Source organism: Solibacillus sp. GQ1 (assembly GCF_059758555.1).
In genome coordinates, this window is the sequence record NZ_JCAXEX010000003.1 from 171,466 (window position 1) to 195,119 (window position 23,654).

Consider the following 23,654-nt stretch of genomic DNA (forward strand, 5'->3'; position numbering starts at 1 on the left):
TTAATGATTTATCTGTAAAGTAATAAGTTGGTCAGAAATATTACGATAATGTGAACGGTTAGAAAGAGCATTTAATTTACCCATGGAAAATATCTGTCATAAAAATTTTAAAAGTTCTGTAACTTTTACACTCTTTTCCAGTCTAATTCAATACAAAGTATGGAAAGGGAGGGGTTTACATGAAAAACGGCAAACTTTTCGGTATAGGGCTTGTCGCGTCACTTGTAGCGGTTTTGGCACTCGGTTATTTTATGTTGGCTAAAAATACGGAAGTGCAGGCAACGGGTATTTTATTCGAAGGGGAAACGTATTCAATTACGTTAAAGCAGCCAATTAGGGAAAAAAGTTTAACAGATGGGTCCATTATAGTTGTCGATGAAAACGGCAATAACGCTAAAGTGAACTTTTCAGTTGATAAAGCCGGAACTGCTTTATCTGTCGAAGGGCTTAGCGTAGGGAAGTACACACTCGAAATTAAGCAAACCGCATACGCGAAAAATGCAAAGTTGCAGCAGGAACAGTCGGTAGCACTTGAAGTTGTAAGGAAAGTGGAAAAACTTACTACAACAGAAGATTTAAAAGATTACTTCAGGGCGTTTGTAGCACAAGAAAATGCGGTATCGAGTCGCTTTAATGATATGGTGGTTGAAGAATCGGCGATGTCGATGGAAAACAAAGATTCAGGCAGTGGTGGGCCGAGTCACTCTACAACAAACAACCAGGTTGAAGGGATTGAAGAAGGTGACATTACAATTACGGACGGCCAATCGATTTATACGATTGTCGACAATAAAGTAGTCATTGTTGATGCTAAAACTATGAGTGTAGTAAAGCGTTTAAAGGTTGGCAAAGATATTTATCCATCGCATTTAATGCTGCATAATCAAACATTAATTATCGGATACACACAGTATGTGGAAACACAAAGAGAGCCGTATTATGACGGGAAATCTGTTACGAAAATTGCCTTCTATGATGTGAAAGATGCAAAAAATCCTACATTAGTACGCGAAGTGGGGCATGACGGGGATATTACAAGTCTCCGTAAAGCAGGCAACTATTTGTATGTTGTATCAAGTCGTATGCCGAACTACTGGCTGCTGCAGGAAACACCGGATGTAGAGCTTCGTCCATCTACGTACGATGGGGAAAAGGAAACTGTTATGCCGGTTGATAAAATTCGCATGTTGCCTGAAAGCAATGAACCGAATTATTTGATCGTTTCAGCAATTGATATGAGCAATGTAAAGTCGAACGCATGGAAAACAGAGAGCTTCCTAGGTAATAGTGGGCAATTGTACATGTCAGAAAACGCAATCTATATTGCATCGATGAATCATTATCGTTTCGGACCGGTAATGGAAAGTACATCTCTTGAAGACACGGTATCTAGTACATTGCCGGTGAGCCAAAACGATGAAACGAATATTTATAAAATTTCTATTGATAAAACAGCGGTGAAAATGACAGCACAAGGTAAAGTTCCTGGTTCTGTATTAAATCAATTCTCAATGGATGAGCATGATGGGCATGTCCGTATCGCTACTACAGAAGGCAGTGCATGGGGAACAACAGCCAATTCGAAAAATAATCTCTTCATTTTGGATGGAAACTTAAAACAAGTAGGTGCGGTCAAGGGTTTGGCGAAGGGGGAACGCATTTACTCTGCTCGCTTTATGGGAGACAAAGCGTATTTAGTGACATTTAAGGAAACAGACCCGCTCTTTGTTATTGATACGAAAAATCCGACAGCGCCGAAAGTGTTAGGGGAGCTGAAAATTCCAGGCTTCAGTAATTACTTGCATCCAATTGGCGAAAATCACTTGTTAGGTATTGGTTACGATACGGAAGTGAAGATGGAGGAAGGTTCAAAAGAGCCGGTTGTCTATACGAAAGGAATGAAACTGAGCCTGTTTGATGTGACGGATTTCAATAACCCGAAAGAACAGCAGGCGGTTGTAATAGGAGGTCGCGGTACTTATTCACCTGTACAGTATGACCATAAAGCACTGTTCAGAGATTCGCGTCAAAACTATTACGGCTTCCCGGTTACGATTTACTCGCCAACAGATGAGGAAGACCAGCTGAAATATGAAGGAACAGGTGCTCATATTTACAAAGTAACACCTAAAGGAATTGAGCTTGCAGCGGATATGATCGAAAAGGCACGTCCTGGTGAACAATATGAAGATTCGTATAATGTTGTACAGCGTCTTCTTTATATTGATGATGAGCTATTTACAGTATCTCGTTCAAAAGTGACGAGCTTCAACGGTAAAACATTAGAAAAGCAAAAAATGGTAGGTTTCTAATAAAGATTCAACCACAAGCACAGGTGGAACAGTGCTTGTGGTTTTTTCATGTCCTGAAAAAACTTAAAGGGGGTATTCAGGATTTCTTAAGAATTTCTTAATATTTAGCCTTTCTAAATATTAAGATTTGCCCTTTACACTGAAGTTAAGTGAAAAGGAGTGAACGATGATGATTAAAGTAACGAACTTACAACATACATTTTCCATCGGTAAACGCGGAAAGGAAAGACAGGTTCCGGTACTGAGAGATGTATCATTTGATGTTAAGAAGGGGGAAATCGTGGCAGTCGTCGGGAAAAGCGGATCGGGTAAATCGACACTGCTTCAGATTTTGGCAGGCTTTATGAAGCCGGAACACGGTTCGATTGTAGTAAACGCACAGGAAATTGCGGCATTTAATGAAATTCAGAGTGCAAAATTCCGTTTAGAAAACTTCGGCTTTATTTTTCAAAACTTTCAGCTCATGCCAAGTCTGACGGCATTTGAAAATATTGAATTGCCTTTAAAACTGCAAGGGATGAACGTATCTGAGCGCAGAAAAAGGGTTGAAGTGATCATGAAAAAAGTCGGGTTAACTGAGGTGACGGACCATTATCCGAATGAACTATCAGGCGGGCAACAACAGCGGGTTAGTATTGCGCGTGCCCTTGTGACCAATGCACCGATTTTATTGGCCGATGAGCCGACAGGAAGCCTCGATTCAGAGACAGAGCAGGATATTTTAATGCTTATTCAGCAGCTGAACCGCGAATTGGATTTAACATTTATTATTATTACGCATGATGAGGAAGTAGCGATGATTGCGGACAAGCGCTTCCGCATGCATGACGGTCAATTAGTGAAAGAAGGGGAACACAATGCTATTTAAAGATCAGGTAAATTTTGTGATGCAGCATATTAAGAAAAATAAGCTGAGAGTATTTATGACAGTACTTGCCGCAACAATGGGCTGTGCGTTTTTAATTGTGCTTGCCTCAATCGGCTTTGGATTACAGGATTCAATTGAAGATGAGATTCTATCGAGTGAAACGGTGACCCAAATAGAAGTGCTTGGCAGCCAAGCACTGTTTACAGAAGAGGAAGTAGCAGATATTGAAGCGGTAGAAAATGTACAAACGGTGTTAAAAACAACAAGTGTGGATGCTAATGTAGCAGGCTATATGGGGGACCGTGATACGTTTACATCAATACGTTTAGTGGACTTTACTGATTATGCATCGGTAGCGAAACCGTTATCGGAAGGAAAATATCCTGAAAACGAAAGAGAAATTATTGTTGGTTATCATTTCGGCCAATCATTATTGAATGAAGCGGACCGCAAATTAATTGAGGAAAAATCAAAGGCAGCAGAAGCGGAAGGCACTTATTACGACGGTGCTGAAGAAGGGTACAAGGAGTCGCTTATCGGCAAGGAAGTGGAGATTGCTCTAAGTACACATGAACAGCCGGATGTACTGTCAGAGCGTATGACGTATACGATTGTCGGTGTTATGCCAAAGCCGTCATACGAATGGGCAACTGAAAACAGAATTTATATGATGGATGAGCAACGTGAAGTAATTGAAGATATGTATAGCCAAGTAATTGCTGATGTAGAGGTAGCTAGCGATTTTCAGCTGTTTTCTGAACGCTTCGATATTTATGCAAAAAGCTTGGAATATGTAAAGCCGATTTTAGAAGAGCTACGCGGAAAAGGCTACGGTGTGTATTCCGTTACTGAACAGCTGGATGAGTTAAATGTCTTTTTCCTAGTATTGAAAGCAGGACTTGTTTTTGTTGGAACAATCGCAGTACTGATCGCATCCATCGGAATTTTCAATACGATGACAATGGCGGTGACAGAACGTACGCGTGAGATTGGTGTATTAAAAGCAATTGGAGCCAGCCCAAAACTGATTCAACGACTGTTTTTAATGGAAAGTGCGTTTATCGGAGTTATTGGGACAGTTCTTGCAATTGCAATTTCATATATTGTAAGCTTTGCATCGAATGCGCTATTGCCGCTTATTTTAAAGGCAGCAACAGGAGAAGATGGATTCAACAATGTACAATTCTCAGCGATCCCATGGCAGCTCGTAGTGATTGCTGCTGCGATCAGTATCGGCGTGGCGATGATTTCAGGTTTGCGACCGGCACGTAAAGCAACGAAAATTGAAGTAATGCAGGCGTTAAGACAGGAATTATAAAAAAACTATATGCCGTTGTAAAATAAGTACATTAAGATTAATAAAATAAATAAATTTAATGGCCAAACATATTTTAGTTGATGAATATGTTTGGTCTTTTTAAATTCTCAGGAGATATGTTGTGGATAGGAAGCAGATTGATGAACAGTAGAAAGTGTTAGAGTAAACCCGTATAATACTTATTCAATGCAGGTCGGTTGCAACTCATTTGCAGGTGATGGCCAATGCACTAGCATCAAGAACACCTCTTTTTAAATGCTTACCCGAATATCTGCTATTACAACGCTCAGCAGTTCTTCCGTATAAAAGAGCAAGTTACGGTTTCATATAATGAAAAAAAGTTTCATAACCAACGAGAATAGGCTGGGACATAAAAGAAGTACTGTTGAATAAGAGGAAAAACCTTATTAAGAAACGGATATTTTATAAAATTGATTGGAATGAAGGGCGACTCCTAGGGAAACAGCACGACGCCTGAGACTACAGGCTCAGGCCGTGCTCGTGGAAAGCGTCCCGGAATGGAAATCAATTTTTAACGAACAGCAAAAAAATGCTATTTTTCTCAAAGAGAAAAATAGCATTTTTGGGCTATGTCCCAGCCGCTTCTTTTAGATGATCGTTCCCGCACAATCATCTGCAGGTAGATGATTTTTTGATAAATCTAAGCGCAGCTCGGGAACTTTCAGAAAGCTCTTGATGGCAAGGGCACATGCTCCCATCGCACATGCATCTTTGCCAAGATCCGAAAGCTTCAATTCACGGTACTGGCTGACCGAAGACTTCAACAGGCTTTTAATGCAATCGATGGCGCCGGGATACATTTTCAGCACCTGGCTATTGAGTACAATTGTTTCGGGGTTATAAAGATTGATAATATTATTCAATCCAATTGCCAGAAATTCAAAGAATTCATCAATTTTTCGGATTATAACCGGATCTTTAGCTGCAAGCCAGCTTTCCACATCTTTGTAACTGAGATTGCTCTTGTTTTTGAGAGTGGCGAGATCCTGCAGGAACCTTGCTTCTGAAGCATACATTTCCCAGCAGCCTTTATTGCCGCAAGTGCAGAGCTTACCGTCTGGAACAACAATCATATGGCCCATTTCGCCAGCAAATCCGTTATAGCCTTTCAAAAGTTCGCCTTCCATGATGATACCAAGTCCCATGCCAGAATACATAGAAATAGACAACAGGTTTTCGCTGTCCTGGGATTTAAAGACTTTTTCAGCAAAAGCCGATGCATTGGCATTGTTCTCGATTAGCACGGATACACCGGTTTCTTTTTCGAGATCGACTTTCAGGTCCTTGTCACGCCATTGGTGCTGAGGGACAAAAAAAGCTTTCTCGTTTTTTCCCACAGTGCCATGAACGCCGATGACTGCGCCGATTAAACCGTAGCGGCTGTCCGAACATTGAGCCTGAAATTTAATGATTTGCGTAGCCAATAGTTCCACAACGGTTTCGTAATTTGAAGTCTCTAACGGAATAATTTCAGTATGTACAGGATAGCCGAGTAAGTCGGAAAGAATATATGTGATATTCTTATGATCCAGATCGATGCCTAGTGCAAAACCATTTTGACGGTTTAATGACAGCATGACGGGACGTCTCCCTACATTATGGTGCTCCTGATGCATTTCATAAATCAGCTCTTCATCTAGCAGATCTGCTACCTGCACGGATATTGTGGCTTTGTTCAAGCCAACCTTTTTTGACAGGTCGGCTCTGGAAATCATGCCATGTTCGATGATTTGCTGCAGAATCAAACCTCTGTTTATCTGTTTTATATAAGATCCGTCTACCGTAACCATATCATTTTCCTCCATTGCTTAATCATTTTGCCCAAACCTTTTTGGCCGTGACTGCAGTCGAAGTTATCTATAACTAAAGGATACCACAAAGGCTTGCTAAGGTTAGGGCATCACCTATAAAAATTACATTTTCGAGCGAAATAATGGAGTTTCGAGTGCCGATCCGGTTTTTTAAAAGGAAGCACTGTACAAAATAGGGAAGCTTTGAAATAATTATCTGAATAATCTTTTAATAAAGCACTCTCAGATAATTTAATGAACAATGTAAGCACTTTCAGCTAATGAAATTATCTGAGAATCATATAAAATGGGGGTAGATTCATATGAAAGGTAAATTAGTAATTGAACAGCCGCTTATGGTGCATTACAAGATGGAAACATACTGGGATTATATCGATTACCATTCCCATCAAGAATATGAGATTTATTTTTTCCATGCCGGATCCTGCCGTTATTTGATTCATGACCAGATTTATGATCTTGAGCCAGGAGATATTCTGTTAATGGATGGCATGGCTCTACACAAACCGAATATATCGCCGGACAGCGAGTATGTCCGCAGCACAATCCATTTTTCACCGCAATGGATGGAAAAGGCTTTAGAGGCAGTGGACGGTTTGCATTTGCTGGACGTCTTCGAAAAATTGCATTACTGCCTGATCCGTACACAAGAGAACGAAGAATCAAAAGAGTTGGAAAAACTGGTACAGCGCCTTGAAGAAGTGCAACGGAATAATGACTTTACAGGTGTCGGAAAAGAAGCAAACACGAAAATCCTGCTTCTGCAGATTCTGGTTGCCGTCAATCAGCTTGGCCAAGTCCATTCCTTGAAAATTCCAAGCAAAAAAGCTGAAAAAGAAATGCATGCTGAGAATATCGCTTCTTTCATACAAGGAAATTTCCAGATGAAATTGTCGATTGAGTCGATTGCGAATGCATTGAACTTAAGCAAATCATATACTTCACATGTCTTCAAAGAGATGACCGGCTTCACAATCATGGAATATGTGATGGGTTGCCGTTTGAACCGAGTCAAACAATTGTTGGAAAACGAACCTGAGAAGACCTTAAAAAATATTGCGCATGAAAGCGGTTTCGAAAGCATTTCTCATTTTAGCCGTTATTTCCGTGAAAAAGTCGGGATGACAGCAAAAGCTTACCGAAATCGAAAATAAAATACGTGGGAGGAGAATGAATATGAAAAAAGTGAGATTAGGAATTATCGGTTTGGGAGCTCAAGGAGGCGCTTATGCAGGCTTTATCGCTGAGGGCAGAGTACCGAATATGGAAATCGGGGCAATCTGCGATATCGATTCGGCGAAAAAAGAACTGGCGGCTGAAAAATATCCGTCTGTGCCGTTCTATGAAGACTACATTGACATGATGGAGAGCGGCAATGTCGATGCTATCATCACTTGTGTCCCGCACTACCTGCATCCTGAAATGGGGATCCAGGCGCTGAAGAGAGACATTCATTCTTTATTGGAAAAACCAGCTGGCGTCTACACGAAACAAGTGAAGGAACTAAATGATTTTGCAGCAACTAAACCAGAGCTGACATTCGGCATCATGTTCAATCAGCGCGCCAATGAACTGTATCAGAAAGTCAAAGAAATCATAGATAACGATGAGATTGGAAGCATCCGCCGCACAAATTGGATTATCACGACTTGGTGGCGTCCTCAGGGCTATTATGATCAAAGCGCTTGGAGAGCAACTTGGGAAGGTGAAGGCGGCGGTGTACTTGTAAATCAGGCTCCGCATCAGCTAGATCTGATGCAATGGATCGCCGGTATGCCGAAAAAAGTCTATTCCAATGTCAAATACGGCTATCAACGAAACATCGCGGTGGAAGACGAAGTGACGGCAATGTTCGATTACGGCAATGGCGCAACAGGCGTCTTCATCACAGCAACTCACGACATCATGGGAACGGACCGTTTTGAAATCCACGGCGACAAAGGAAAAATCATTGTTGACGACAGCAAAAAAGTGACCATCAAACGTTTGAAACGTCCGGAAGCTGAAATGAGTGCGAGCATGGACATGCAGGATGTTATGAAAATTTTTATGGGGGGTGGCGCAGACGACATCTATGATGAAGAAGTGCTGGAATTCAAAGACGAATGGGGTGTACAGCACACAAGCGTACTCAAAAATTTTGCAGACAATGTCCTGGATGGTACACCACTTCTCGCACCAGGAAGCGACGGAATCTATGGAGTGGCATTAGCCAACGCAATTCATCTATCAAGCTGGCTCGGCAAAGAAGTTGAATTACCGGTAGATGAAAATATGTACTTCGCTGAATTATTGAAAAAAATAGAAGAAGAAAAGAGCTTGTTAATCCAAAAATAATAATAAAAACAACTCATCACCATTGCCGGTGTTGATTTGTTTTTTAAAGAGGGGGGAATCCATATGCTGAAAATAGGAGTCATCGGCTTGGGAGATATTTCAAAAATACATATTCCAGCCATTCAAAGCAACCCCTATGTCGAGCTTGCCGCAGTTTGTGATATCGACCCGGAGATGGAAGGCACAGTCGAAGGGCCAGTGTTTTACACCGACTACCATAAGATGTTAGAAAAAGAAACTCTAGACTGCGTCCATATTTGCCTGCCACATCATCTTCATTACACGGCAACAAAAGCATGTGTTGAAAAAGGTATCCATGTCTTTCAGGAAAAGCCGTTGGCGCTGGATGCGAATGAAGGCAAATTGTTGGTTGAATTGGAAGCGTTGAATCCAAATATCAAAATCGGGATTTCACTACAAAACCGGAGGAATGAGACAGTTATAAAGCTGCTGGAGATTTCAGCAAGCGGGGAATATGGAAAGATTCTAGGTATAAAAGGACTTGTCGCCTGGTTCCGTCCGAAAGAGTATTACGACATCAAGCCTTGGCGTGGCCAAATGAAGTATGCGGGTGGCGGGGTGATGATCAATCAGGCGCTTCACACGATAGATCTGATGCAATTGTTCGGTGGAGAAATTAAGACAATCAAAGGTTCCATCGATGAATTGCTGGATTATGGATTGGATGTAGAAGATACGGCAACGGCCAGCATCGAATTTATAAATGGAGCGAAGGGTCTATTATTTGCGACGAATGCCAATGCGGAGAATTCATCAGTGGAACTCGAATTGCTATTTGAAAAAGGTAAATTCACGATTAAAGATAGCATTTTGACCGAGACACTAGTGGACGGAACGAAACTGAAGTTAGAAGAAGATCGGAAATTGCCGGGCATGAAATTTTATTACGGCGCAAGCCATGTGAAATTGATCAATGAGTTCTATGAATGCATCCGGCACAATACCGATGGTTATATTAAAGCAAAAGATGCGCAAGTATCAATGGAAATGATTGATGCCATCCGTCAGTCAAGCATTAGCAGAAAACAGATTGCAATGGGGGTATATCAATGAAAAAAGGGAAAATCGGCGTACAAATGATGATGCTGAAAGATAAAGTCGAGGAAATCGGCGTTTACGAAACGATGAGAAAAATTAATGAACTGGGATATCGCGCAGTGGAAGTCTCGCAAATCCCAATGACTGAAAATAATGTCTCTGAGCTGAAAAGAGCCAGCCAGGATTTCAATATCGAAATAGCAGCTTTATCAGCTTCGCTGGACCCGATAATGCCAGGAATGCCAGGCGAAACATTGACAGATGACTTTAATAAAATTGTTCAGGATTGCAAAACACTGGACTGTAATTTCCTCCGCATCGGCATGCTGCCGCTGACGATTATGGGCGACAAAGAAAAAATCATGCAGTTTATCTCAAAAGCGGAAGACATGGCGCATAGCCTGGCAGAACAGGGAATCGAACTATACTATCACACGCATCATGTCGAGTTCCAAAAATTTGATGGTGAGTACCTTCTTGATTTGATTAAAAACAATACGTCCAAGCTTGGTTTCGAGTTGGATATTCATTGGATTCAGCGCGCTGGTGAAAATCCGGTTGATATTATCACTCAGTATAAAGACCGGATTTCTTTATTACATCTAAAGGACTACCGCATTGGCCAATTAGACTTGAATGAGGAAGATTTCAAGGATATGCCAAAGTTCTTCAATAAATTTACAAATTTAATTGAATTTGCGGAAGTCGGTGAAGGGAATATGAATATCCCGGCAGTCATTGATGCAGGGCTTGCAAGCGGCGCAAAGTATTTCCTAGTGGAACAGGATGATACGTACGGTCGCGACCCGTTCGAATGTCTGGAAATTTCAGCGCAGAATTTACGTAAACTCGGATATGCCGACTGGTTCGAGGCAACGGTTAAATGACAGGAGGTCGAAATAAATGAGTAAAGACGGAATGACATATGCGCCGAAAGGAAAACCGAATCCTGTAGTGAAGGAAGGTGAATTTTCGATTGCGGCTGCCGCTCTTGATCATGGCCATATCTATGGAATGGTCAACGGCTTACTGGAGGCAGGCGCGACATTGAAATGGGTTTATGATCCGGACTCAAAAAAAGTGGAAGAATTCGTCGAGAAATTCCCACAAGTGGCAATAGCAGAATCGCTCGATCAGATACTGGACGATCATGAAGTGAAACTGGTCGCCGCAGCTGCCATTCCTTCACAGCGCAGTGCACTTGGAAACCGGGTAATGGAATCCGGGAAAGATTATTTTACGGATAAAACACCATTCACCACGATGGCCCAATTGGAGGAGACGAAGCGTGTCGTTAAAAAGACCGGGAAGAAGTACATGGTTTATTTCAGCGAACGTCTTCATGTTGAAGGTGCGGTTTTTGCAGGACAGCTTATTAAGGACGGTGCAATCGGCCGAGTTATTCAAGTGACCGGTTTCGGACCACACCGTTTGAATGCAGAAAACCGTCCGGACTGGTTTTTTGATAAAGAGCAGTACGGCGGAATCCTTTGTGATATCGGCAGCCATCAGATTGAACAATTTTTATATTATGCTGGCTGTAAAGATGCGGAGGTTCTGCACAGTAAAGTCGGCAATTACAATAATCCGGACTATCCTGGGCTCGAGGATTACGGAGATGCCACGCTGCTTGGAGATAATGGTGCCACTCAAATTTTCAAAGTCGATTGGTTTACGCCGGACGGATTGCGGACATGGGGTGATGGCCGCACTTTCATCACCGGAACAGAAGGTACCATCGAAATTCGAAAATATCTGGATGTGGCGCGTGAAGAAACGGGTGATCACTTATATCTTGTTAACAAGGATGGCGAAAAGCATTACAGTCTTTCAGGGACTGTCGGCTATCCGTTTTTCGGGGAATTCATCAAAGACTGTATCAATCGCACTGAGAATGCTATGACGCAAGAGCATGCATTCAAGGCAGCTGAGCTTTGCCTAATCGCACAGGAACAGGCTGTCGTCGTCTCGCGGTAAGTAACAAAGCAATAAGGAAGCCGTTCCGCTAGCTGTTTTATGTACTGGAAAGTGAAACGGCTTTTAAATAAAGTTTTCTGAGTATTGAAAAATCTGATTGATTTTGTGCTTACTTTTAGTTTGTTGACTAAACAAATAGTGTTTTCCATATCAAACTTATAGTAAGCACAAAAATTTCAAGAAAATATTGAAAGCGCCTTCATCAAATGTTTGAATCGAAAAAGAAGCAACAAAAAATTCTTATGGTAGAAAAGAGGAGATTCAATGAAAGCTGCAGCACTCAACGAAGACCATACGTACCATAAAGCGAAAATTTGGCAGATTGGATTTTTCACACTGAATAACACGGCAACCAATTTGTATATGTTCATTTTAGCGTTTGTCACTTATTACGCTACAGGCATTGTTGGATTGACAGTTGTGGCTGTCAGCACCATTTTGACATTGATGCGCGTATTTGATGGGATAACAGATCCGATTATCGGCTTTATCATCGATAAGACAGAATCAAAATTCGGTAAATTCCGTCCGATGATGGTTATAGGGAATATCATTTTAGCGGGATCCATTTTGATTATGTACAATGTCACACATCTTTTGCCGGAGTCACTCCAATTGGTATTTTTTATCTTAGTCTATGCAATTTATGTCGTCGGGTATACGATGCAGACAGCTTGTACAAAAGCGGCTCAGACGGTGCTGACGAACGATCCGAAACAACGTCCGCTCTTTGCAGTATTTGACGGTGTCAACAACACGATATTGTTCACCGGTGGACAAGTATTTATAGCCTCCTACTTAGTAATCAAGCACGATGGATTTACAATGGCTTTATTCCATGAGTTGAATACTTATGCCATACTCGCCGGTTTTATATTTACAGTGCTGGCTGTCATAGGCATCGCGAGCAAAGATCAGAAAGAATTTTATGGCCTCGCAGATTTAACAGTACAAACGAAGTTTCGAGATTATTGGCCGATTTTAAAAGGAAATCGACCGTTGCAAATGCTTATCATTGCAGCTTCCAGTGATAAATTAACGTTAAGCGTCTTGCGCCATGCAGTTGTTGTAGTTATGTTATTTGGAATATTACTGGGGGATTACAGTTTAAGCGGAACGATCTCAATGATTATCATTGTACCGACGCTGCTCATCACTTTTGCGGGAGTATGGTATGCACGCAAAACGGATTTGAAAAAAGCTTTTGTCATATCAACTTGGATCGGTCTCTTAGCGTTTGGGATGCTGGTGGCTTTCCTCTTCACGATTGATCCAACAACAATTTCACTTAGCGATATGGGTCTTGCCACAATCGGTTTTATTGTCTTGTACACATTGGGAATGGGCTTCGGAGCGTTGCCATCTGCCTTAGTTAATCCGATGATTGCCGATATATCCGACTATGAAACATTTAAATCTGGCCGCTATGTGCCGGGGATGATCGGAACACTGTTCTCCTTCGTCGATAAATTGATTTCGTCGCTGGCTCCGGCTCTTGTTGGTTTTGCGGTAGCATTGATCGGATATAAAGAAACTTTCCCTGAAATTGGGGATACGTTAACAACTTCCCTATATGGAATGACTATCTTCCTGGCATTTGGAATTCCGGTTCTTGGGTGGATTGCTTCTTTAATCGCAATGAAGTTCTATCATTTGGATAGCAAGAAAATGGCTGAAATCCAGACTTCAATTGCTGAAGCTAAGGAAAAAGCTGAAGAAAAAAGAATGAGTGAACCATCTGCGGAACTAGTAGGTGAAAGTGAAGATATGCTGAACACTATTCTAAATCCGAAGTGAAAACTACTCAGTCCTATCTAGAATGGGAATATTGTTTTCAGAAAATTAAATTAATTAACTGTAAAAAATGGATATAAAGTAAGGACAAAGTAAAAGCGGTTCTCCCCAAATCAAATTGTGGAGGACCGCTTTTAGTTGCTTACATAGAGTTCACTTTACCGTTAAAATATAAACTAAACGATTATTTAGCTTACGAAGCTCTACGCATTGATTTCATAATAAAGCTTACAATGAACACAAGTATAATTGCACCAATGATAGCTGGGACGATATAGAAATCAGAAACTTTAGGTCCCCAACTTCCTAGAAGCATACCACCAATCCATGCACCAACAATACCTGCGATAATATTACCGATAATTCCACCTGGGACATCTTTACCTAAAATTGCTCCTGCTAGCCAACCGATAACCCCGCCAATTATTAAGAACCAAATAAAACTCATAATTTCCATCTCCTATTTTTTATTTTAACTATTTCGCGATAGTGTTTTATAACCTTTATTGACCTCTTTCAAACATTTATAAGAAAAAAAGTTGTGAAAATTTTAATGGAGATTGTGGATGGTACTCAAGAATTTTTGTGAAATGTCTAGTTTCTCAAAAGAGTTTCCAACAACCGCAGCTGTTGTTCCAGCTGGAAATAAGCCCGTTCTGCTTGCTCAAGTGTGACCAATTCGAAATGAAGAGGCTGTTTTGGGATGAGCTGTGCAACACGGTGCAAATCGGCCGTAATAATTTGTGCGATTTTCGGATAGCCGCCCGCTGTTTGTCGGTCCGCCATCAGCAAAATGGGCTGTCCGCTTGGAGGAAGCTGAATCGTCCCGATAGTAACGGCTTCAGAAAGCAAATTAAACGGTTTTTCCAATGAAATCGCGCTTTGCCCTTCCAGCCGGTAGCCCATGCGGTCGGCTTCAAGTGAAATTGTATAGTGCTGTTCGATGAAGTGTTGTTGCATTTGAGGGCTGAATTCATGCCACTCGGTCCCTTTTAATAGGCGAATAGGTTTCCGCTCATAAAATGGATCTACTTTGATTTGATATATATGATATGGAATGGTCGATTTTCCATAAGGAATCGAATCACTTGCTTGAAGCGGTCGTCCATGAAAACCACCTAAGCCAGCTTTTAAATAAGTGCTGCGGCTGCCGAGTATTTCATCAACAGAAAAGCCGCCCGCAATACATAAATAGCTTCTTGCACCTTTTCGCATGGCACCGCATTTTAATACATCTCCTCTATTGATGGGAATTACTTTATACATCGGAACCTGATTATCGTTAACTGTTGCGTGCATTTTCCCGCCTGCCAGTACAATCGCAGTCTTTTTCTCAAACTCATATGAACCACCAAGTAACGTCATTTCAATTGCTGCTTTATTTTGCTGTTTAAGCAGGGCATTGCCGATGCGGAAAGCGACAGCATCCATGGCACCACTTACAATAACACCGTATTGCTGGTAACCGATACGACCTGCATCTTGAACGGTGCTGAACAACCCGGGTTTAATAACGTTTAGCATGAAGTAACCTCCTTAACCACGACAAAGCGTATGCGGTCACCGGCTCGCAGTAATGTTGGCGGATTTTGTTCCGGTAAAAATAATCGTTTCGTCGTACGGCCGATTATTTGCCAGCCTCCTGGTGTTGAAAGTGGGTAAATGCCCGTTTGCTCACCTGCAATACCGACAGAACCGGCCGCAATCTCAAGTCTTGGTGTAGCACGGCGCGGTGTTGCAATGTGTTGATCCATTCCACCTAAAAACGGAAAACCCGGCGCAAAGCCGAGCATGTGGACGAGATATTCCTTGGATGTGTGGATTGCAATCACTTCTGCTGGTGTTAAGCCATTGATGTTTGCAACCTCCTTTAAATCAGGTCCGTATTCACCGCCGTATAGCACGGGAATCTCTATTAACCGACTTTCTTGGGGAACTTCCTTCTGTTGGTGCTCAAGCAAGGTTTTAATATATTGCTGAACCTTTTCAGCACTCGTTGTTGTTTGGGTCTGCTGCAAATATTTCTGCACTGTAAAAGGATCGTAATACACACAGAAGTTTGTATAGCTAGGCACAATTTCGATTAGCCCCGGGAATGGCTGCTCCTGTAAAATTGCAATAGCTTGCTGGATTTGCTGGTGGGTTTGTTCGTTGATCGTCATACTGAACTGAACGAACAGTGCCTTGTCGCTAAGTTGTTTGAATTGCAGTGCCGGCATGAAATGTCACCTCATTATTGGAATGAATCATTATGTATGGCATGATAATAGCATAACATTCAGATAATTCCAAAGTTGGGGGAGACATTATGTTTCGAGTAGATATTAACTGTGATTTAGGAGAAAGCTTTGGGCGCTATAAGCTGGGGGAGCAAGAGGAGATTCTTCGTTATGTTACGTCCGCCAATATCGCGTGCGGATTTCATGCAGGGGACCCGTCAGTCATGCGCGAAACGGTGGAGCTTGCGATTAAGAATAATGTGCAGATCGGTGCCCATCCAGGATTGCCTGATTTAAACGGTTTCGGGCGGCGGGAAATGAACATCTCATGGCAGGAAGCATATGATCTAATTGTTTATCAAATCGGTGCACTGCAAGGGTTTTTGACGGCAAAAGGCGTGATGATGCAGCATGTGAAGCCACATGGAGCACTTTATAATATGGCGGCGGTAAATGAGGAGCTTGCCGATGCCATCGCAAAGGCCGTTTATGATATATCACCGGAGCTTCTTTTATATGGTTTGGCATCAAGTCAATTAACTGCTGCCGGTGAAAAATACGGCTTACATACAGTCCGTGAAGTATTTGCGGACCGTACATATCAGGCGGATGGTACATTAACATCACGCACTATGCCAAATGCACTTATAACAGACGAAGCAGAGGCGATTGCACAAATTATTGAAATGGTGAAAGAGGGGACAGTAACCTCTGTTCAGCAAACGAAAGTAGCACTGCAGGCACATAGTATTTGTGTGCATGGAGACGGGGAGCATGCGGTGCAATTCGCAAAACGCGCACGTCAGGAACTGGAACAGCAGGGGGTAAAAGTTCAGGCATTTCGAGCGTTTGAGTGAGGCCTAATGGTAAGTGAGGATTAATTGACCTCAAGTGAGGATTAAGTGCAAGCATCTGAGGATTATCCCGATGAAAGTGAGGATTAATTACCCTCAATTGAGGAATAAGTACAGGCATCTGAGGATTAACGCAAAAAGAGCGGCGATTATAAACCACCACTCTTTTTTAAAGTTACTTTTAATGATACGGTAATATTTCAGAAACCGTTAAAAATTCATAGCCCTCCTTTTGTAAGTAGGCAAGGACAGGCTCCAGTCCATCTGCTGTAGATTGGTGGATATCATGCATTAACACGATTGCGTTATTATGCAATGCTTTTTTCACCATCGGGAACAGCTTTTCTGAATCGCGGTATTTCCAGTCGAGAGTATCAATCGTCCAGTTGACCGATTTACATGGTATTGCGTTACGAATCTCCTCATTAATCGCCCCATAAGGTGGGCGGAAAACAGTTGAATGTTCGCCAGTTGCATGAATAATCGCTTCCTCTGTGGAAATGTACTCCTTTTCAATTTCAGCAGGAGACATTTTCGTTAAAACAGGATGCGACCACGTATGATTACCGAGTTCATGACCGCAATCAAGCACTTCACGTACTAAGCCCGGATAATATTGCGCGCGGCTTCCAAGCATAAAGAATGTCGCCTTGGCATTATACTTTTCCAGAAGCGCTAAAATCTGTTTTGTTACTTCCGGGTGCGGACCGTCATCAAATGTAAGGGCAATCCGTTTTTTTGATGAGTCCTTATCAGTAGGAATGATCGTACTTTCGGATTGCATCACTATTTGGAAATCAGATGCTAAAAGCGGATTGATGAATGATAACGGAATTTCAATTACTGGTACACCTGCTTCCGTCTTTGCCACTTCACCTTCATTAAAGTAAATGAATAGGGAGTCATCTTTCAATGCAAAACGTTTAAATAAACGCCATTTTGGCTCGGTAGCGAATGCGAGCTCCTTTTCTAATACATCCTCTTTATAAGCTGGATTTTTAAGCAATTCCGATTGGATATGTGCTGCAAAAGTTTTTAGACTTTCTAAATCCTCATTTAAAAGATCACGAATATCAATCAAATCGCCTGTTTCATAATCAATTAGAAACGTTTGAATCGTTGTTTGTTTCTCTTCGGTATTTAAAATCATTTTATTTGTTAAAACAAAGGAGTAATAATGATCATGCTCGAATGTTTCAACAGTTATCGTTAGGTCGCCTGCTAACTTCTTTGAACCCTGCTGCAGGCGCATCATGCTTATGTAATATTGTTTTGATTGTTCTATATAAGTCGTTACCGTGTTATTAAAAGCTTCGTATTCCGTTAGCGGATATTGAACGGTATAGGGCAATCTCTTGTTATCAGAGCGATCTGTAACAATTTTTATTCCCGGGAATTTTGATGCTTCCTCCGTAATGGTATGCTCTTTAGCGGATGTTTTGTCGCTGGGCCGGAAAATCGGATCATCGCTTAAAAAAGTTAAAAAAACGATAATGGCACCTAAAAAGCCGATAGCACCAATAAGAGTTAAATCAATCCAAGGACCACGCCGTTTTCTGTAAGGGTTTGTCATGATGTATCGGGTTCCTTTCTAATTGGGATAATCTATTTCATATTGACCAGAATGAGGGTCATTGTAAACTTTAAGGAAATACGCAGTTCTGTCAGCATAATTTGCACGAAAAAAGACTGTTATTTTCCGATTGCTTCAAGTAATATGAGCTAAGAAGTGGAAGGGGGTCCCTTGAATGAATGCTGAAAATACTGAACTGGCGCTCGACTGCTTTTTGCTCGCTGGTCGTATTATGATTGAAAGCGGTGCTGAAACGTATCGAGTGGAAGATACGATGCTAAGGATGGCCCGTTCTCAAAATATGATGAATGCACAAAGCTATGTTACGCCAACAGGTATTATTTTCTCCCTAGGTAAAACACAGCCTACACAAATTACATCGATTCCAACACGAATTACAGATTTACATCGAATTGTGCTTGTAAACAATGTTTCACGTAAGCTTACATCTCAAATGATAACATTAGAGCAGGCGTATGACGAGTTAAAGAAGATAGAAAAAACAAATTATTTCCTTCCGATTTCCGTTCAAGTTTTGGCGGCATGTTTAGCGAGCAGTGCCTTCTTATTACTGTTTAATGGAACAATCTCGGATATCCCGGCAGCCTTTGTTGCAGGGGGTGTCGGTCTTTATATTGTGACGATTCTTCATAATATGACCCGCGTAAAATTTTTCTCAGAGTTTTTAGCATCGGTAGGAGTGGGTGCTGTTGCATATCTCGCAGTGCATTTTAATGTTGGTACGGAAATAGACAAAATAATTATCGGTTCGGTCATGCCACTAGTGCCGGGACTGCTCATTACGAATGCAGTCCGCGATTTAATGGCAGGGCATTTCACAGCAGGGATGGCAAAAGGTGCCGAAGCCTTTTTAACAGCGTTTGCGATTGGTTCAGGTATTGCGCTTGTGCTTTCGCTATAAGTTTTTGGATCAATTCGGAGTGCGATCATTCCAAGGTATGATCGATTGGAGGGGAGCGTTCGTTGGTGGAGCATGTTTTAGCTCAAATCGTTATTAGTTTTATTGCGACCGCATGTTTTGGTGTCATTTTTAATGCCCCGATCAAAACAATCCCGGCATGTGGTTTCGTCGGTGCTGTAGGGTGGGCAGTATATTATGTTCTGTTCGAAAGCGGACTGGATGATGTCCGCGCATCCTTTCTTGGAGCATTTGTCGTTTCATTAGTAGCATATTTCTTTGCACGCAAGTTTAGGATGCCGATGATCATATTTAGTGTTTCCGGAATTATTCCGCTTGTACCTGGAGGCATTGCATACAGTACGATGCGCAATGTGATGGAGCTCGACTATATTGCAGGTCTGGAAAATGGCATGCGGGCATTTATGATTTCCGGCGCGATTGCAATGGGACTTGTATTTGCGGAAGTAATGATGCAGATTATCCTGCGTATAATGAGAAAAGGTAGAACTTCGATTCAATCCTTTACAAAAGTGAAAAAGAGAAGCTCGTAAAGCACTGATCATCAGTTGCCTTACGAGCTTTTATTTATCCTAATAACGAAGAAATTTCTTCTGTAGAACTTGGTTTGCTTACAAAGTATCCTTGAATGACCTCACAGCCGATGCTTGTCAGGATCTGCATTTGTTCTTCTGTTTCCACACCTTCCGCAACAACCGTCAAATTCATTGATTTTCCTAGCTGTACCATACCGTTTACGAGCTGCTGGTTTTTTTCTGATTTCAGCGAGCGAATAAATGTCTGGTCAATTTTTAAAATTGAAATTGGCAGAAGTTGCATATAACGGAACGAGCCGTAACCTGTACCGAAATCGTCTAGCGCAAAGACGATGCCTTCATTTTCAAGTGTCCGCATTTGCTTAATAATTCCTGTTTCAGCTTCAGCTTCCAATGCAAACTTTTCGGTAATTTCGATTTGCAGTAAATTTGCCGGACATCCAGTACGTTCAAGTGTTTCCAAAATGGACTTGGCCATATTTTTATCACGGAACTCGCGCACGGAAGAGTTGATGCTAACTTTGATCGCATGGCCCGCATTTTTCCATAGGACCGCTTGTTCACATGCTTTTTCCAGCATAAAAGAACCGATATTATTAATGAGACCTGTCTCTTCCGCGATAGGAATCAGTTCATCCGGTGATACAGCGCCGATTTCTTCATCATCCCAACGGACTAATGCCTCGACAGCTGTGATTTTACCGCTTCTTAAATCAAGTTGAGGCTGGTAGAGAACATGCAGGTTTTTCTGATCTAATGCAAGCAGTAATCGCTTTTCAACAATTGATCTGCGGTTTAACGCAGCATGTGAAGATTTTGATAATGAAACGATGCTGTCACCGCCCGCACTGCGTACAGAAGCGATCGTAGCCAATGATGCCTTCATTAATTGAGAGAATGTCATTTGATCTTCCGGGAAGCGTGTAATCCCGCCGCTTAATGAAAGTGGGACTGCTACGTTACCGCTGTAGATTGGATTTTGCTGTAAATAATTCAGGAAACCTTGTGTAAACCATTCTGGTAATGGTGTAATTACGACAAATTCACTTTCATTAATACGAGCCATCGTACTATCTTGGAAATACATTTTCATGCGTTTTGTAAATTCTAAGATAAGGGAATTTCCGGCTACGCCATCATGTAAATCCTTAATTGTGTAAAACTTATCAATACTTAAGTAAACGAATGAAAAATGACGCTGTTCTTCAATCATTTCTCCGATAATTTGTTCCAGGCGGTGTACATTCATCATTCCTGTTTCTGTATCGATATATGCGATTTTCTCCAGTTGGAACTGAATCTTTTTCTCTTTTGTAATATTCCGTTCAATCAGCAAATACTCGTTCTTTTCAAATGTTTGGCCCATCATCGGAATCGCCGTTAAATGTACCCAGTAAAGCTGCTCATCCTTTGTCAATTTCTCAACTTCACCTTGCCAAACTTGCCCGTTTTGCAAGGTTTTCCAAATTTCAAGGACCGCTTTTTCGGATTCAGGATTTTGCGGGAATAATTGCCACAATGTTTTCCCGATGACCCGTTTTGGTGTCCAGCGGCTTGCTGTTAAAAATGGCTGATTTGTTTGAGTAATAAAGCCGTCCTGATCAAGTGTAACGGTCATGAATGATTGGTGGATCCCGTTTTTAAGGTCGACTAAATGCTGCTGTTCTTCATCCATTAAACGAACTTCTTCATTTGGAATACAAAGAACAGAGATCGCTTGCTCATTTGCTAAGACAGTCGGCTTCGTATAAAGTGTGCAAGTTTTGGAAGATTGACCTTTCAGTGAAAGAGGAATGTTGTGCAAACATAACGCTACTGAACTTGTTAAAATTGATTCAATGACATCGTCACCTACTTCTGAAAATAGCGTGTCGTGTATGGACTTTCCGATTAGTTCTTTTGTCTCTTGTGTTGGATAGTCTAATTGACGGAGATTTCCATGAACGAGTGTACCATTAGGTAAAAGTACAAAAGAAGGAAAAGGGGTATCTAGTAGTGGCTCAGTACTAGTATAATAGATTTGCTCTTTTGTCATAAGTTAAGTCTCCTTAATTAATTAATTCATATTGCAATTATAATTAAATAACATCGTTTAGTCATTTAAGATGAATTTTTATTTGTAAAAAATAATCATGCATAGGATTATTATACCTTATTATTGGGTAATAAGTAGTTAAATTTATGCACCTTTACTAGAAAAATTGTATCAAGAAGTTGTTTTGCTTTTAATGAAAATATTATTTATGGAAAGATAAATTTGAATGGATTCGTGCGCGAGTATTGCGTTACTTCGATAGCTTTACTAAAATAAAGAAATTATAGTAGTTAGAATTGGAGTAGAAAGAATGAATTTATCGGCAATAACAGTGTCGTTTCCTTTAGATGAAGAAACATATGAAGAAGTACAGAAATTATGTAAAACAGCGGCTGTTTGTGATGGCGTACTATTAAATCAAGTCATGAATTTACCTATAGCGAAAAGCTATGAAATACGGGGATTTTATGTTCTTGTATATGATGATGAAAAGAATTTGCTGGTCGGTGCGGGTACTGCAGTCGATTTGATGGGATTAAATACGTATGAATGGTCGATGATCGTTGCACCAATGTATCGTCAACTTGGAATTGGTACGGCGATATTGAACGTGCTAAAAGAAGGATTGGGGATGCGTGGAAGTGAAGGGGAGCTTGCATTAATCGTGGAAGGCTCGCATTACGGCAAAGAATTTCTTCAAAATAACGGGTATTTATACAGCTTTTCTGAAGCAACATTGGAAGCCCGTGCAGAAGTTCTGCAAAAAGAGGGACCTGTTACTTTACGCCCGTTTATGCAAAAGGACACGGAAGCACTTGTCTCGGTTTTCAGTGATGCTTTTGGCGATATTCGTGAAGAGTCATTGGAACTGATCGAGTTTAATACAACGACTGAAGGCCTAGTAATGTGGACAGCCGAAATTGATGGTGAAGTCGTAGGCACAGTGACGACCCGCAAAGAAGGAGAAGTACAGTGGATTACAGCATTTGCAGTTTCTCCGAAGAGACAACGCCAAGGGATCGGCACGCAAATATTAAATTTAGTGAAAGATTATGCGCTACGTTCGGGTGACAAGACAATTTTACTTGATGTGGAAGTCGAAAATATGGCAGCCCTTCATGTATACGAAAAAGCCGGCTTTATGAAGTCATCCCAGCTTGATTATTACATTTATATTGGATTGTAAGCCGTGTAGATTCAAGTGCTTACGAAGCAAACGTTCATGATTATATGAACGTTTTTTTTATGCAAAAAAAGTACGGTAATGATTGATTTATTGGTTTTGAAGATCCTTTAAACATTAATCACACAAACAAAATTATAGTGAAATCAGACAATTACCAAAAGGGGGGATATTTTGAAAGTATTGATTGTTTCAATGTCTACTTTGTTTATCGAAGCATTACAAATAGCGATTCGTGATAAGCGCCCGGCTTGGCAAGTAGATACTTATGCCATTCAAGCTCCTCTTTTTAATCAGGCATTACGGAAAAAGATTAAAGAACAGTGTATTGATGTAGTGGTAATTGAAACAACAAACCAGCATTTTGCGCTGATTATTGAAAGTTTAAAAAAAGTGAAGGGCCCCGAAGTAGACATTATGCTTCTTGTAGATTCAAGAATGGGGGAGATTTACCATCTATTAAAAGATGAAGAACGCTGGGCAAGTGTGACAAAAAATACAAGGTTGGACGAATTTGTACTACTGATGGAATCGTTTAAGAGTAATATATCAAATTTACTTGAGGTTTCTTTAAAAGAGATGGATAAAAAAATCCTGAGAGATTTAGCGGTTGGTCATACATTTGAGTTCATCCAGCATAAACGGGGGATGTCAGCAGAAGAAATTGATCAATCACTTTATCGGATTAATACCTATTTTAAAGTACCGAATTATATCGAGTCGATCAGTAAGGCATTTGAACAGAAAATCATTACGTAGTTAAACATAAAAGGAGGCAGTAAAATGAAAAATATTTTAAGAACTGTAGTTGGAGTTG

General features: G+C 41.1%; 20 protein-coding genes. 14 read left to right on the top strand and 6 right to left on the bottom strand.

Annotated features, from left to right (window positions below):
- Positions 1–179 precede the first annotated feature (179 nt).
- From AC6CH1_RS15090 to AC6CH1_RS15100, 3 genes are all read left to right on the top strand, one after another.
- Complete coding sequence (locus AC6CH1_RS15090; protein WP_498318283.1) at positions 180–2,312, top strand: beta-propeller domain-containing protein; 2,133 nt, start codon at positions 180–182, stop codon at positions 2,310–2,312.
- A gap of 169 nt (positions 2,313–2,481) precedes the next feature.
- On the top strand, positions 2,482–3,180 hold the full coding sequence (locus tag AC6CH1_RS15095; protein ID WP_251690608.1) for an ABC transporter ATP-binding protein: 699 nt from the start codon (positions 2,482–2,484) through the stop codon (positions 3,178–3,180).
- Entirely contained in the window at positions 3,170–4,498 is a 1,329-nt protein-coding gene (locus AC6CH1_RS15100; RefSeq protein WP_498318285.1) for an ABC transporter permease, read from the top strand. The genes AC6CH1_RS15095 and AC6CH1_RS15100 overlap by 11 nt, the downstream gene beginning before the upstream one ends.
- 608 nt (positions 4,499–5,106) lie before the next feature.
- Here the strand turns inward: AC6CH1_RS15100 and AC6CH1_RS15105 are convergent.
- On the bottom strand, positions 5,107–6,309 hold the full coding sequence (locus AC6CH1_RS15105) for an ROK family transcriptional regulator (protein ID WP_498318287.1): 1,203 nt from the start codon (positions 6,307–6,309) through the stop codon (positions 5,107–5,109).
- Positions 6,310–6,632: 323 nt separating this feature from the next.
- On the opposite strand from AC6CH1_RS15105, the gene AC6CH1_RS15110 reads away from it, so the two are divergent.
- The 6 genes from AC6CH1_RS15110 (at position 6,633) to AC6CH1_RS15135 (ending at position 13,500) form a co-directional block, all read left to right on the top strand.
- Positions 6,633–7,484, top strand: a complete 852-nt coding sequence (locus AC6CH1_RS15110) for an AraC family transcriptional regulator (protein ID WP_498318288.1) — start codon at positions 6,633–6,635, stop codon at positions 7,482–7,484.
- A 22-nt stretch (positions 7,485–7,506) separates the two neighbouring features.
- Positions 7,507–8,667 carry a Gfo/Idh/MocA family protein gene (locus AC6CH1_RS15115; protein WP_498318290.1) on the top strand — a complete coding sequence of 387 codons (1,161 nt, stop codon included), beginning with the start codon at positions 7,507–7,509 and terminating at the stop codon, positions 8,665–8,667.
- 63 nt (positions 8,668–8,730) lie between these two features.
- Positions 8,731–9,741, top strand: a complete 1,011-nt coding sequence (locus AC6CH1_RS15120) for a Gfo/Idh/MocA family protein (protein ID WP_498318292.1) — start codon at positions 8,731–8,733, stop codon at positions 9,739–9,741.
- Entirely contained in the window at positions 9,738–10,613 is an 876-nt protein-coding gene (locus AC6CH1_RS15125; protein ID WP_498318293.1) for a sugar phosphate isomerase/epimerase family protein, read from the top strand. The genes AC6CH1_RS15120 and AC6CH1_RS15125 overlap by 4 nt, the downstream gene beginning before the upstream one ends.
- Positions 10,614–10,629: 16 nt before the next feature.
- On the top strand, positions 10,630–11,703 hold the full coding sequence (locus AC6CH1_RS15130) for a Gfo/Idh/MocA family protein (protein WP_498318295.1): 1,074 nt from the start codon (positions 10,630–10,632) through the stop codon (positions 11,701–11,703).
- A gap of 264 nt (positions 11,704–11,967) precedes the next feature.
- Positions 11,968–13,500: an MFS transporter gene (locus AC6CH1_RS15135; RefSeq protein ID WP_498318297.1), complete on the top strand. Its 1,533-nt coding sequence runs from the start codon at positions 11,968–11,970 to the stop codon at positions 13,498–13,500.
- A 190-nt stretch (positions 13,501–13,690) separates the two neighbouring features.
- On the opposite strand, the gene AC6CH1_RS15140 is transcribed toward AC6CH1_RS15135, so the two are convergent.
- From AC6CH1_RS15140 to pxpB, 3 genes are all read right to left on the bottom strand, one after another.
- The gene (locus AC6CH1_RS15140) at positions 13,691–13,945 is read right to left on the bottom strand and encodes a GlsB/YeaQ/YmgE family stress response membrane protein (protein WP_251690617.1); all 255 of its coding nucleotides are present in this window, start codon (positions 13,943–13,945) and stop codon (positions 13,691–13,693) included.
- Between the two features lie 146 nt (positions 13,946–14,091).
- The gene (locus AC6CH1_RS15145; RefSeq protein ID WP_498318298.1) at positions 14,092–15,021 is read right to left on the bottom strand and encodes a 5-oxoprolinase subunit C family protein; all 930 of its coding nucleotides are present in this window, start codon (positions 15,019–15,021) and stop codon (positions 14,092–14,094) included.
- Complete coding sequence (pxpB, locus tag AC6CH1_RS15150; protein WP_498318299.1) at positions 15,015–15,716, bottom strand: 5-oxoprolinase subunit PxpB; 702 nt, start codon at positions 15,714–15,716, stop codon at positions 15,015–15,017. Before pxpB ends, AC6CH1_RS15145 begins: the two co-directional genes overlap by 7 nt.
- A gap of 89 nt (positions 15,717–15,805) precedes the next feature.
- Between pxpB and pxpA the strand changes: the two genes are divergently transcribed.
- Positions 15,806–16,573, top strand: a complete 768-nt coding sequence (pxpA, locus tag AC6CH1_RS15155) for a 5-oxoprolinase subunit PxpA (protein ID WP_498318301.1) — start codon at positions 15,806–15,808, stop codon at positions 16,571–16,573.
- A gap of 178 nt (positions 16,574–16,751) precedes the next feature.
- On the opposite strand, the gene AC6CH1_RS15160 is transcribed toward pxpA, so the two are convergent.
- Positions 16,752–18,143, bottom strand: coding sequence for a polysaccharide deacetylase family protein (locus tag AC6CH1_RS15160; protein ID WP_498318303.1), 1,392 nt, complete (start codon positions 18,141–18,143; stop codon positions 16,752–16,754).
- A 175-nt stretch (positions 18,144–18,318) separates the two neighbouring features.
- Between AC6CH1_RS15160 and AC6CH1_RS15165 the strand changes: the two genes are divergently transcribed.
- Positions 18,319–19,065: a threonine/serine exporter family protein gene (locus tag AC6CH1_RS15165; RefSeq protein ID WP_251690622.1), complete on the top strand. Its 747-nt coding sequence runs from the start codon at positions 18,319–18,321 to the stop codon at positions 19,063–19,065.
- Between the two features lie 65 nt (positions 19,066–19,130).
- On the top strand, positions 19,131–19,616 hold the full coding sequence (locus tag AC6CH1_RS15170) for a threonine/serine exporter family protein (RefSeq protein ID WP_079523805.1): 486 nt from the start codon (positions 19,131–19,133) through the stop codon (positions 19,614–19,616).
- Positions 19,617–19,650: 34 nt separating this feature from the next.
- Here AC6CH1_RS15170 and AC6CH1_RS15175 read toward each other — a convergent pair whose 3' ends face one another.
- Complete coding sequence (locus tag AC6CH1_RS15175; protein ID WP_498318305.1) at positions 19,651–21,654, bottom strand: sensor domain-containing protein; 2,004 nt, start codon at positions 21,652–21,654, stop codon at positions 19,651–19,653.
- A gap of 310 nt (positions 21,655–21,964) precedes the next feature.
- On the opposite strand from AC6CH1_RS15175, the gene AC6CH1_RS15180 reads away from it, so the two are divergent.
- Both AC6CH1_RS15180 and AC6CH1_RS15185 read left to right on the top strand, forming a co-directional pair.
- The gene (locus AC6CH1_RS15180; RefSeq protein WP_498318307.1) at positions 21,965–22,840 is read left to right on the top strand and encodes a GNAT family N-acetyltransferase; all 876 of its coding nucleotides are present in this window, start codon (positions 21,965–21,967) and stop codon (positions 22,838–22,840) included.
- Between the two features lie 171 nt (positions 22,841–23,011).
- Positions 23,012–23,596 carry a glycosidase gene (locus tag AC6CH1_RS15185; RefSeq protein ID WP_498318308.1) on the top strand — a complete coding sequence of 195 codons (585 nt, stop codon included), beginning with the start codon at positions 23,012–23,014 and terminating at the stop codon, positions 23,594–23,596.
- Positions 23,597–23,654 lie beyond the last annotated feature (58 nt).

What these genes read in the sequence shown, in the direction of transcription:
- AC6CH1_RS15125 (WP_498318293.1), top strand. Translation starts at nt 9,738, where the DNA reads ATGAAAAAAGGGAAAATCGGCGTACAAATGATGATGCTGAAAGATAAA.
- AC6CH1_RS15145 (WP_498318298.1), bottom strand. Translation starts at nt 15,021, where the DNA reads ATGCTAAACGTTATTAAACCCGGGTTGTTCAGCACCGTTCAAGATGCA.
- AC6CH1_RS15115 (WP_498318290.1), top strand. Translation starts at nt 7,507, where the DNA reads ATGAAAAAAGTGAGATTAGGAATTATCGGTTTGGGAGCTCAAGGAGGC.
- AC6CH1_RS15135 (WP_498318297.1), top strand. Translation starts at nt 11,968, where the DNA reads ATGAAAGCTGCAGCACTCAACGAAGACCATACGTACCATAAAGCGAAA.
- AC6CH1_RS15180 (WP_498318307.1), top strand. Translation starts at nt 21,965, where the DNA reads ATGAATTTATCGGCAATAACAGTGTCGTTTCCTTTAGATGAAGAAACA.
- AC6CH1_RS15095 (WP_251690608.1), top strand. Translation starts at nt 2,482, where the DNA reads ATGATTAAAGTAACGAACTTACAACATACATTTTCCATCGGTAAACGC.
- AC6CH1_RS15120 (WP_498318292.1), top strand. Translation starts at nt 8,731, where the DNA reads ATGCTGAAAATAGGAGTCATCGGCTTGGGAGATATTTCAAAAATACAT.
- AC6CH1_RS15110 (WP_498318288.1), top strand. Translation starts at nt 6,633, where the DNA reads ATGAAAGGTAAATTAGTAATTGAACAGCCGCTTATGGTGCATTACAAG.
- pxpA (WP_498318301.1), top strand. Translation starts at nt 15,806, where the DNA reads ATGTTTCGAGTAGATATTAACTGTGATTTAGGAGAAAGCTTTGGGCGC.
- AC6CH1_RS15175 (WP_498318305.1), bottom strand. Translation starts at nt 21,654, where the DNA reads ATGACAAAAGAGCAAATCTATTATACTAGTACTGAGCCACTACTAGAT.
- AC6CH1_RS15140 (WP_251690617.1), bottom strand. Translation starts at nt 13,945, where the DNA reads ATGAGTTTTATTTGGTTCTTAATAATTGGCGGGGTTATCGGTTGGCTA.
- pxpB (WP_498318299.1), bottom strand. Translation starts at nt 15,716, where the DNA reads ATGCCGGCACTGCAATTCAAACAACTTAGCGACAAGGCACTGTTCGTT.
- AC6CH1_RS15130 (WP_498318295.1), top strand. Translation starts at nt 10,630, where the DNA reads ATGAGTAAAGACGGAATGACATATGCGCCGAAAGGAAAACCGAATCCT.
- AC6CH1_RS15160 (WP_498318303.1), bottom strand. Translation starts at nt 18,143, where the DNA reads ATGACAAACCCTTACAGAAAACGGCGTGGTCCTTGGATTGATTTAACT.
- AC6CH1_RS15165 (WP_251690622.1), top strand. Translation starts at nt 18,319, where the DNA reads ATGAATGCTGAAAATACTGAACTGGCGCTCGACTGCTTTTTGCTCGCT.
- AC6CH1_RS15090 (WP_498318283.1), top strand. Translation starts at nt 180, where the DNA reads ATGAAAAACGGCAAACTTTTCGGTATAGGGCTTGTCGCGTCACTTGTA.
- AC6CH1_RS15105 (WP_498318287.1), bottom strand. Translation starts at nt 6,309, where the DNA reads ATGGTTACGGTAGACGGATCTTATATAAAACAGATAAACAGAGGTTTG.
- AC6CH1_RS15100 (WP_498318285.1), top strand. Translation starts at nt 3,170, where the DNA reads ATGCTATTTAAAGATCAGGTAAATTTTGTGATGCAGCATATTAAGAAA.